The 9,666-nt window shown below is 65.8% G+C and carries 8 protein-coding genes; 2 read left to right on the top strand and 6 right to left on the bottom strand.

What is annotated here, in order from left to right:
* Nucleotides 1–385: 385 nt before the first annotated feature.
* From JR065_RS21775 to JR065_RS20475, 3 genes are all read right to left on the bottom strand, one after another.
* Nucleotides 386–517 carry a hypothetical protein gene (locus JR065_RS21775; RefSeq protein WP_277420178.1) on the bottom strand — a complete coding sequence of 44 codons (132 nt, stop codon included), beginning with the start codon at nt 515–517 and terminating at the stop codon, nt 386–388.
* Nucleotides 511–2,187: an amidohydrolase family protein gene (locus JR065_RS20480; RefSeq protein WP_206236331.1), complete on the bottom strand. Its 1,677-nt coding sequence runs from the start codon at nt 2,185–2,187 to the stop codon at nt 511–513. Before JR065_RS20480 ends, JR065_RS21775 begins: the two co-directional genes overlap by 7 nt.
* Nucleotides 2,188–2,486: 299 nt before the next feature.
* Nucleotides 2,487–3,380: a LysR family transcriptional regulator gene (locus JR065_RS20475; protein WP_206236330.1), complete on the bottom strand. Its 894-nt coding sequence runs from the start codon at nt 3,378–3,380 to the stop codon at nt 2,487–2,489.
* Nucleotides 3,381–3,777: 397 nt separating this feature from the next.
* On the opposite strand from JR065_RS20475, the gene JR065_RS20470 reads away from it, so the two are divergent.
* Nucleotides 3,778–5,124: an alginate export family protein gene (locus JR065_RS20470; RefSeq protein ID WP_206236329.1), complete on the top strand. Its 1,347-nt coding sequence runs from the start codon at nt 3,778–3,780 to the stop codon at nt 5,122–5,124.
* Between the two features lie 27 nt (nt 5,125–5,151).
* Nucleotides 5,152–6,093 carry a LysR family transcriptional regulator gene (locus JR065_RS20465; protein WP_206236328.1) on the top strand — a complete coding sequence of 314 codons (942 nt, stop codon included), beginning with the start codon at nt 5,152–5,154 and terminating at the stop codon, nt 6,091–6,093.
* Here the strand turns inward: JR065_RS20465 and JR065_RS20460 are convergent.
* The 3 genes from JR065_RS20460 to JR065_RS20450 form a co-directional block, all read right to left on the bottom strand.
* A complete protein-coding gene (locus tag JR065_RS20460) occupies nt 6,082–6,966 on the bottom strand; it encodes a pirin family protein (RefSeq protein ID WP_206236327.1) in 885 nt (294 codons plus the stop codon). The two genes, JR065_RS20465 and JR065_RS20460, sit on opposite strands and share 12 nt — an antisense overlap.
* Nucleotides 6,967–7,339: 373 nt before the next feature.
* The gene (locus tag JR065_RS20455) at nt 7,340–8,785 is read right to left on the bottom strand and encodes an efflux transporter outer membrane subunit (protein ID WP_206236326.1); all 1,446 of its coding nucleotides are present in this window, start codon (nt 8,783–8,785) and stop codon (nt 7,340–7,342) included.
* Nucleotides 8,782–9,666, bottom strand: a complete 885-nt coding sequence (locus tag JR065_RS20450; protein ID WP_206236336.1) for a biotin/lipoyl-binding protein — start codon at nt 9,664–9,666, stop codon at nt 8,782–8,784. Before JR065_RS20450 ends, JR065_RS20455 begins: the two co-directional genes overlap by 4 nt.

The following is a 9,666-nucleotide window of genomic DNA, read 5'->3' as shown; positions in this document are numbered from 1 at the left end:
AAACCGCTCCTGCAGGAGACTTGCGATTGGCTGGCCGGGTGCACTGTGGGAGGGGCTTCAGCCCCGACGCGGCGCGGCGTCAGTAGGCCCGTGGCTTCGCTCGTCGCGACTGAAGTCGCTCCCACAGGGGACTTGCGGTGGGCCGGCTGGGTGCACTGTAGGAGCGGCTTCAGCCGCGACCGCATCTGCATCCCCACCGCTGCGCTGGTCGCGGTTGAAACCGCTCCTACAGGAGAGTCGAAACCGCTCCTGCAGGAGACTTGCGATTGGCTGGCCGGGTGCACTGTGGGAGGGGCTTCAGCCCCGACGCGGCGCGGTGTCCGCAGGGAGAGCAGGCACAAGCACGCAACGCCCGATCTACCAGCACCGCTTGCGCGTGCCGCAGTCACTTGGTTTGGTAGTAGCCGCCGAAATGCTTCGCAGGCGACCACTCGGGAAGCGTGGGCGGCAGCCTGGGAGCAAGATCGGCATAGTTTTGCGCGCCGAACACCACCCGCCCATCGACCACGGTCAGCACCGAGGAGACGGTCTTGATCTGGTCCTCGGGAATGGTGAAGTAGTCTTGTCGAGCACGGCGAAGTCGGCCAGGAAGCCCGGCGCAATCTTGCCCATCTCGTTCTCCTGCTGGACAAACCAGGCCGGGCCGATCGTGAACAATGCCAGCGCTTCGGCGCGGCTGAGCCGGTTGTCGTCGGCCACGATCCGGGAGCCGGATACCGACTTGCCGGTGGTCATCCAGCTTATGCCCACCCACGGGTTGAAGGTGGACGCGCGAAAGGCATCGGTCGTCATGGCCAGCGGGATGCCGCTATCGACCAGCGCCCGCAGCCGCGGCGTATACAACGCTTTCTCCACGCCATGGGTCTTGACGAAGCCGTCGCCGTGAAGCGCCATCTTGGTGTCCAGGGCCACGCCGCCGCCCAGCGCCTTGACGCGGGCGATGTTCTCCGGAGAAATCGTTTCGGCGTGCTCGATGCTCCAGCGCAGGCCGTCGAACGGAACCTTGCGGTTGATACTTTCCAACGCATCCAGGAACGGCGAGATGTTCTCGTTGTAGGTGACATGCATGCGGAAAGGAATCCGGCGCTGCACCAGCTTGGTGATGTCTTCCTCGCTCTTTGCGCGCATGAGCTCCGGATCGATGACGTACGCCGGTCGATCGAAGTTCTCGTGATCGTGCAGCTCCATCCTGAGCAGCTCGCCGGTGCCCTTGTATTCGTAGCCATGGGCCAAGGTCGGGTGCAGATTTTGGCCGGGACTGATGGGCGCCGTCCTGGTGATCGCCTTGATCTGCGCATCGATCAGGCTCGGACTGCTTTCGTCGCCGAACTGCAGATCGATAAAGGGAAAGCGGACGTTGAGCCGATTCTCCTTGATCAGGGCTTGCAGCGGCGCGTGCCCCTGGGGATACCCGCTCAGGCTGGCCGCGTCCACGATGGACGTGATGCCGAAGCGGTTCAAGTCATTGATGGCGTTGGTGATGGAGCTCACTTGCTCGTCGAGGGAGGCTTGAGGAACCAGGTATTCCAGCGAAATGAAGGTGAAGGTGTAGCCGTGCACGACGCCGGTGAACTTGCCCTCGGCGTCTTTCTCGAACTCGGTGCCGGGCAATGCAGGGAACTTCCCGGTGCCCACGCCGAATGCCTTCATGGCCAGATCATTCAAGAACGCCCGGTTATAGGCGTACTGCACGATCAAGGGCCTGTCCGGAACCGCCTTGCGCAGTTCCTCCATCGTGGGAAACCGGTTCTCCTTGAACTGATACGGCGTCCAGCCGCCTATGACCTTTACCCACTGCCCCTGTGGCGTCCGCCTCGCCTGCTCGCTCAGCATGGCCAAGGCGCGCTTGAGGGTTGGCACCCCGTCCCACCTCACGTTGTAGTTGTAGCTGCGCTCGTTGAACACATGGGTATGCGCATCGTTGATCCCGGGAATCAAGCGCTTCTGACCCGCGTCGATCAGCTGGGTCTTGTCGCTTTTCAGGCCCAGGATGTCCGCATCAAGACCCACGGAGTAGATGCGGCCTGCCTTCACGGCGAGTGCGGAAGCTTCTGGCTGGTTCTTGGTGCCAGTGTAGATTTTCGCGTTGTAGACGATCAGGTCGGCACCGACGCTCCCTTCTGCGGCGTGGGCGATGGCAACTACAGACGACATGAGCGCCATCGTGAGGGCAAGTAGGGCTTTCACGTGGTAGTGCCTCCTTATGTTGATGGTGTGGCATTGCTGATCGAAGGAAGTACGCGACGGCGAGTGCCGAAGAGACGAGAGAGAATTCTGTGCGCTTGGACAGCGGCTTGATAAGCGCTGGCATGGGAGTGCACTCGTCCATGGATGGACGAATGGCTCTGCCGCGCGCCATGGTGCGGCTGCGTGCGTATCGCGTGATCCAAAGCGTTGCAGTCCCGGGCTACCCGGGCCGCCTAGAGATTGGAGAATCAGCCACCCCTCGCGAAGGTCGCTTGCCTGCGGCCAAGGCGTTGTGTTGCCTAACCGCCTGAACTCGCCGAATGAGGCGCCTGTCCAAAGCACTCGATCAACAGTTCGGTCAACAGGCGGACCTTGCGGGAGGGGTGTGGACCAGGCGGGCGGATGACGTAGATGCCCGCCGTCGGCAGGGGATAGCGGGTCATCAATGGCACCAATGCGCCGGAGGCCACATGCTCTTGCGTCAGGCCGTCCGGCAGCCATGCGATGCCGAGGCCGGCCAAGGCGGCGTTGACCAGCGCGACGGCGTTGTCGGCCTTGAACCGCCCCTGCGGACGCACGGTAACGATCTTATCGCCGTCCATGAACTGCCAGGTCTCCGTGCCTTGCATGAGAGCGGGATGATCGGGGATCTCATCCGGGTTGTCGGGCGCGCCGTGCGCCTCGATATAAGCGGGGCTCGCGACCAGCTTCCCGTAGATGGGGCCGACGCGGCGGGCCACCAGATTGGAATCCGGCAGATATCCCATCCGGATCGCGCAATCGAAGCCCTCGCCAATGACGTCGACGAAGCGGTCGCTGTAGACGGTTTGGAGGTGCAGTTGCGGATGTCGCCGCGCCATTTCCGTGAACACCGGGGCGAAATGTGCGGGGCCGAACGACAGCGGCGCGGCCACACGCAGGCGGCCGCGCAGATCGCCCTCGGGCAGCAGGGTCTCCCGGAACGTGTCGATCTCCGCGCAGGCGCGGGCCGCGTGCTCGCGGAAGGCGATGCCCGCTTCGGTGAGGGCGGCACCGCGCGTGGTGCGCGCCAGCAGCTGAACGCCCAGCTCCGATTCCATTCGCGCCAGGCGCCGGCTGACGATCGACTTGGCGACCCCAAGCCGACGCGCCGCCGCCGACAAGCCACCGGCGTCGGCCAATTCCACGAAGGTCATCAGGTCGTCGAGATCCATCTTGGCGTTCCCCGCTATGCATCAAAGCCTGACACAGATCCGTCCGCTCCGGCGTTCCGGTTCGCGGGACACAGCTGCACGGCAAACGGTGCTACCGCATCGTGCCGCGGGATGACAAGGTTCGTGGCGGAGACCGGGTCCCACGTGGCCCGTCATCCCGCGTATCCACTCACCACAGGATGTCTTCGTTGAACGGGAAATGGGCTCTATCGGGCAGCACGTCGGGCGATTGATGATGGGACCTTCCGGAGAAGGGCTTCTTGAGCCCGGGGCCCGATGGCGCAGTTGTCTGAAGCCCCAAGACCTGAGCAGGCTCGGCGTCGGGCGGACAGGCAGCGCCAGGACACTCCTGTCGTCGGCCCTCGCGCTTGTCGGATGCCTCGAGCTGCGCCCGGCCATGGCCGAAGATCGGGAGCCAGCGCAGGCGGAGCGGCCTGTGATCCATGCCGATCGTTGGCGGGAAGACTGGTCCCCGCTGGCCGATCCTGGCAACCGCACCCGTGCATTGGACGGCCTGAAATACGTCCCCCTCTCCGGCAGCGATCCTGATCGCTATCTTTCATTCGGCCTGACATTGCGCGAGATCTTTGAATCCAGCGACGCGCCTGCGCTGGGCACCGTAGCGACCAGTCCAAGCGATGCCTACTGGCTGCATCGGGCGCAGTTCCATGTCGACGCGCGCCTCGACGCGCAGTGGCAGGTGTTCGCACAGGTGGAGGACGTAAGGGCCTTCGACAAGAAGGCGGTCGGCAGCACGGATGCAAACAGGCTGGATCTCAGGCTCGCCTTCCTGGGCTATTCGCGGGCGTTGAGCAGCGGCGTCTTGAAAGCCAGGGTCGGGCGCCAGGACATCGCGTTCGATCTGCAGCGTTTCATGTCTTCTCGTGATGGTCCAAATGTACGCCAGTCTTTCGATGCCGTCTGGGCAGGGTGGGAAACACCCGGCTGGCGGGCCTATGCCCTCATGAGCCAGCCGGTCGAATACACGGATCGCCGGCCATTCGACGACACATCGACCGGCGACATCCGGTTCTCCGGCATCCGCCTGGAGCGTCAAGTATCGAGCAACGCAGAGCTGACGGGCTACTACGCGTTGTATCAGCGAAAGAACGCCAGCTACCTGGACGCCTCCGGAAAAGAACAAAGACGGGTCGTCGACCTGCGCTTCGTTGGGTTCCGAGCGCCCTTCGATTGGGACATTGAGGCCATGGGACAGTTCGGCAATGTGGGGCGCGCGGACGTGTCCGCTTGGGCCCTGGGCGCGCGCGCTGGCTACACGTCCAGTGGAACAGGCTGGTCGCCAAGGATCGGATTGCAGTTCGACGTGGCCTCCGGCGATCGCCGTGCGGGCGACGGCAGCGTCGGGACGCTCAATCCGCTGTTCCCGAATGGCTTCTACTTTTCGCTGGGCGGGCACACCGGATACTCGAACCTGATCCATCTCAAGCCTTCGCTGTCGTTCAATGCGACTGCCGCCACCACGCTGACAGCGGGCATAGGCGCGCTGTGGCGCCACACGACAAACGATGCCGTCTATACGCTCCCCAGCCTCCCCGTTGCCGGAACGGCTGGTCGAGGTGGCTCGTGGACCGGCGCCTATGCCCAACTGAGGGCCGATTACAGGTTCGCACCCGCGCTTTCGAGCTCGATGGAAGTGGTGAGATACAACGTGGGCTCGGCCTTGCGCTCCGCGGGAGCGCGCGATAGCGACTACGTGCGATTGGAAACGAAGTTCTCGTGGTAACGGCTCGACCTGCACACCGGAGCCCCCATGCTCGATCTGAATGACGTGGCCATCTTTGTTGAAGTCGTGCGGCACGGAAGCTTCGCTGCGGCGGCGCGACAGACGAGCGTGCCGGCCAACACGCTCAGCCGGCGCGTCCAACAGCTCGAAGACCGCATCGGCACGCGGCTGATGCAGCGCTCCACGCGGCAGCTAACCCTCACCAACGCCGGCAAATCCTTCTACGAGCGCTGCGTGGTCCAAGTGGACGGACTGGTGGACGCCGGTCGCGAGGTGATGAGGGGGAGTGAGCAGGCTTCGGGATGGGTCCGTATCGCAGCACCCTCGGATTTCTTTGACCACTTCAAGATGGCCTGGGTAGCGGAGTTTCTCCTGCAACACCCACATGTGCGCTTGGACTTCGTGCTGAGCGATGAGAAACCGGAGCTGATTTCCGAGCGGATCGACGTGGCGTTTCGCGGGGGCGTGCTCGAGGACTCGGGCTATGTCGGGCGCCAGTTGGTGAGCCCCGGCAAGAATCGTCTGGTGGCCAGTGCCGGTTACTTGAATGCCCTCGGAGCACCTTCCAGCCCGGAAGCGCTGGAAGGCCATCACGCGGTGAGTTTTCCTCGTGCCGGGGGCTATGCCAGCTGGCGCCTGTCGAGCGAGGCACAGCAGGCTGTGCAGATACGCATGCCGATCAGGGTCAGTGGCAATTCGGTCCAGACTCTGAGAAGCGCGGCGATTGAAGGCTTGGGCATCGCCCTGCTTCCTCATCCGGTAATCAAGGCTGATCTCGAATCGGGCCTGTTGTTGGCCGTGCTTGGCGAATACTGGAGCACTGGCTACGGCTTGAACGTTCTCTATCCAAGCCGCAAACATCTTCCGTTGGCGGTTTCCCTGTTCATCGACCTGGTGGCGGCGCGACTTTCGTCCCCGACGCCAGCACCCGTTCCCCACTCCAGGGAAGCGCTGGCCCTAGTCCGCTGACTTGAAGCGGCCCTCGTCTCGCAGAGCGATTCCCAACCTGCGGATCTCGGCCTCGCCTTGGGCCAGCCGTTCCTTGCTGGTATGGACGGAGTAGTTGCCGAGCCACAGGTCGTACGGATGGCGCACGGCCGAACCCATGACGAACGCAGTATCTTCGTCTGCTGCGATATGAATCGGTTGCTCCGCGTCGGCAAAGATCACCAACTCGCCCGCGGTCACTTGTTCCCCGGCTCGCAACCTGCCCGTTGCGACGGCCAGCCAGCCCACCCGATGCCGGGCATTCGGGGTAAATGTCCATTCCTGCCCAGCGCGCAGCTTGACGCCCAGATAGGTCATGTCACCTGGCGCCGGGATCTCGCTGCGTGCACCCTCGTGCGAGCCGAGCAGCACCCGGACAGGTCCTTGTTGGGGAACCTGCGATGGACCGAGGTAGATGCTCTCCGGTGGCGCGTTCTCCTCAGCGGGCGGCAAGGCCACCCACAGTTGGAAGCCCAGCTTGGGTTCGTCGCCCACCGGGGCGCCCGTGTGCCACACGCCATTGCCTGCCCGCATCCATTCGACGCCACCTTCGGGCAGGATCCCGCTCTTGCCGGTTGAGTCGGAATAGGCGACTTCCCCTTCATGGAGGAAAGTGAAGGTCGCGATGCCCGAATGCGGGTGCCAGCCGAACTTGGGGAATGACGTCAACTCCCTCGTGTCGAACAGATCCAGGAAAACGAACGGCTTGAGCAGTTGACCAAGATCGGACGGGCTTACCAAACGGGTAATCGGTCCGTGGCTGCTTCCGCGAGTCCGAAAGACGATCTTCCTCGGCGTTGGGTGCGCCTGTTCCAGGGCAGAGGGCGTGCTTGCGATGGTATCTGGTGCGTCCATGAAAGTCGTCCTATCCCGGGTATGCCCACGATAGGCCAGGACTTGGGTGACAAATAGAGCGATTGTCGGAGTTGAGTCGTCCAGGAATGCATGGAGTGGGCCGCGAAGATGCGCAGCTCGCACGCGACACCAGCATCCGGCGTGTTTATTCCAAGGCATCATCCTGGGAGAGACGTTGATGTATGACCAGAACGAGGCGCAGTGGATTGGACCTGATGCCGCCTTCGCCTGCCGTCCGGGCGTGCGCGCGCGGAAGCCTGGGCGCTTTCTGGCGCGGCCCAAGAGGCCCCATCTGCCGGGCGCTGCCTGCATCCACCCAACACGGCCATGGCCCCCGCTCGGGCTGTGGGCATGCGCCGGCAATGGATCGCGCCTATCGACTCGTTCTCGTCCGACCGGCGTCCGACCCCGCGTCCGACCAGCCACCGCCGAGCGCCAGGAACAGATCCACCTGGCGGTCGACCCGCTGCGCGCGCGAGGACGCAAGCGCCGATTCGGCGTCCGCCAGGGCGGCCTCGGCGGAAAGCAGATCGAGGAAGCCGATCCTGCCGAACCGATACAGCCGCCCGGCCTGGCCGCTTGCGCGGGCGGCATCGTCGCGCGCGTGGGCGAGGCTGCGTTCGCGGTCGGTCTCCTGGACATAGGCCGACAGCGCGGTTTCCGCCTGCCGCAAGGCCTGCAGCACCGCGCCATCGAACGACGCCAGCGCGGCATCGGCGTTGGCGCCGGCCGCGTCGATGCGCGCCCTGGCCAGCCTGCGATTGGGCCAACGCCACGACAGCATGGGACCAAGGGTTGCGCCGAAGCTGTCGCCGGACAGGAGCTTGCCCAGCGAGTTGGCCACGCCCGCGGAGGCGCCGATGCTCACCTGCGGGTAGAGGTTCGCCGTTTCCACGCCGATCGTGGCGGTGGCGGCCGCCAGGCTGCGCTCGGCCGCGCGAATGTCCGGGCGGCGCTGGATCAGTTGCCAGCCATCGCCCACCGGGATGGCGCGTCGCAGGCGAGGCGGCTGCTGGCAGCCGGCCACGTCCTGCGGGTAGTCCGCCGGCAGCCGGCCCATCAGCGCGGCCAGCTCGAACAAGGCGGCCTGGCGCTCGGCGACCAGATGCGGGATCGCCGCCGCGCTGCGGTTGACCGCGGCCTGGGCCCGGCTTACATCGAACTCGGTGCCACGCCCGCCCGCCGCCAGCCTGCGGGTGGCTTCCAGCGTGGCGCGCTGCGTATCGAGCACGCGCTGCGTGGCCGCCAGCGTCAGGTTGGCCGAGCAGGTGCCGAGATAGGCGCGGGTGACCGCCGCGGCGACGACCACCCGGACGTGGTCGCGTGCCGCGGCGACGGCCTGCGCATCCGCGCTGGCCGCTTCGATGCCGCGGCGGATGCCGCCCGCCAGGTCCAGCGGATAGGCCACATCGATGCCGAGCGCGTACACCTGCGGCGACGACGATGGCGCGGTGTAGCCCCCGGCATGGGCCAGCGTGGCCGACGCGCTCGCGTCGGTGCGCAGCGCGCCTTGGGCGCGATACTGGAGCACCGTCGCCGAGGCGCGCCGCAGGTTGGCGTCCGCCGTGCGCAGGTCGGTGTTGGCCTGCAGCGCTTCGGCGACGTAGGCGTCGAGCCGGGGATCGTCGTACAGCTGCCACCAGCGCTCCGGCGGCTCGGCCAGCGTGAACGCCGCGTCCTGGCCCGACACGAACGCGCGCCTGGCGTCCGGCGCGGCCGCCACCGCGTTGGCCGGAACGCGGTAGTCCGGGCCGGACACGCAGCCGGCCAGCGACAGCGCCAACGCGATCGCGCCGGCGCGGCGAACCTGGCCGCTCATTTGCAGTTCCCCGCCGCACTCGGAGTAACGGTCACGCTCGCGGTCCTGCCGATGATGAGCCGGGTCTGCGGAGAGACCTCGTCGATGCGGATGCGGACCGGAATGCGTTGCGCCAGCCGCACCCACGCATACGTCGGCGCCACGGCGGGCAGCAGGTTGTGGGTGCTCGAGCGCTGGTCGTCGGCGATGCCGGCGGCGATGCTCTCCACATGCCCGCGCACCTCGCGGCCATCGCCCATCAGCCGGGCGACGGCGGCGTCGCCTTCGCGGATGCACGCGAGCTTGGTTTCCTCGAAATAGCCTTCGACCCTGACGCTGCCGGCATCGATCAGCGCCATGGCCTGCGCGCCCGGTTGCAGGAAGTCGCCCGGGTGCAGGTCGAGGTTGGTCACGATGCCATCGGTGGTGGCGCGCACCTCGGTGCGCTGCACGTTCAGCAGCGCCACCCGCCGCTCCGCCTGGGCCTGCGCCAGGTTGGCCAGTTCCGTATCGACCTTGGCCGCGTTGCGCTCGCGCGTCTCGGAGGCCACCAGGTCGCCCAGGGCGATGTCCCGTTTGGATTCGCGGCGGGCCAGGTTCAGCGTGGCCTGCGCGCTGCGCACCTGCGCGTCCGCTTTTTCCAGGGCCGCGGCGAAGCGGGGCTGGTCCAGCGCCAGCAGGAGCTGGCCGGCTTTCACCCGCTGGTTGTCGTGCACCGGCACCTGCGTGACCAGCCCGCCCATGTCCGAGGCCACGCGCACCACGTCCGCGCGCACCCGGCCATCGCGTGTCCATGGCCGCTGTTCGTATCTGTTCCAGAGGGACAGGGCGGCGACGACGGCGATGGCGAAGACGGCAAGCGTTGCGCTCCAACGTCCAATGACGACAAGCAGGTGTTTCAT

The organism is Xanthomonas sp. (assembly GCF_017163755.1).
Classification (GTDB): domain Bacteria; phylum Pseudomonadota; class Gammaproteobacteria; order Xanthomonadales; family Xanthomonadaceae; genus Xanthomonas_A.
Note: the sequence above shows the minus strand (reverse complement) of the source record. Positions and strands in the feature narration are given on the sequence as shown.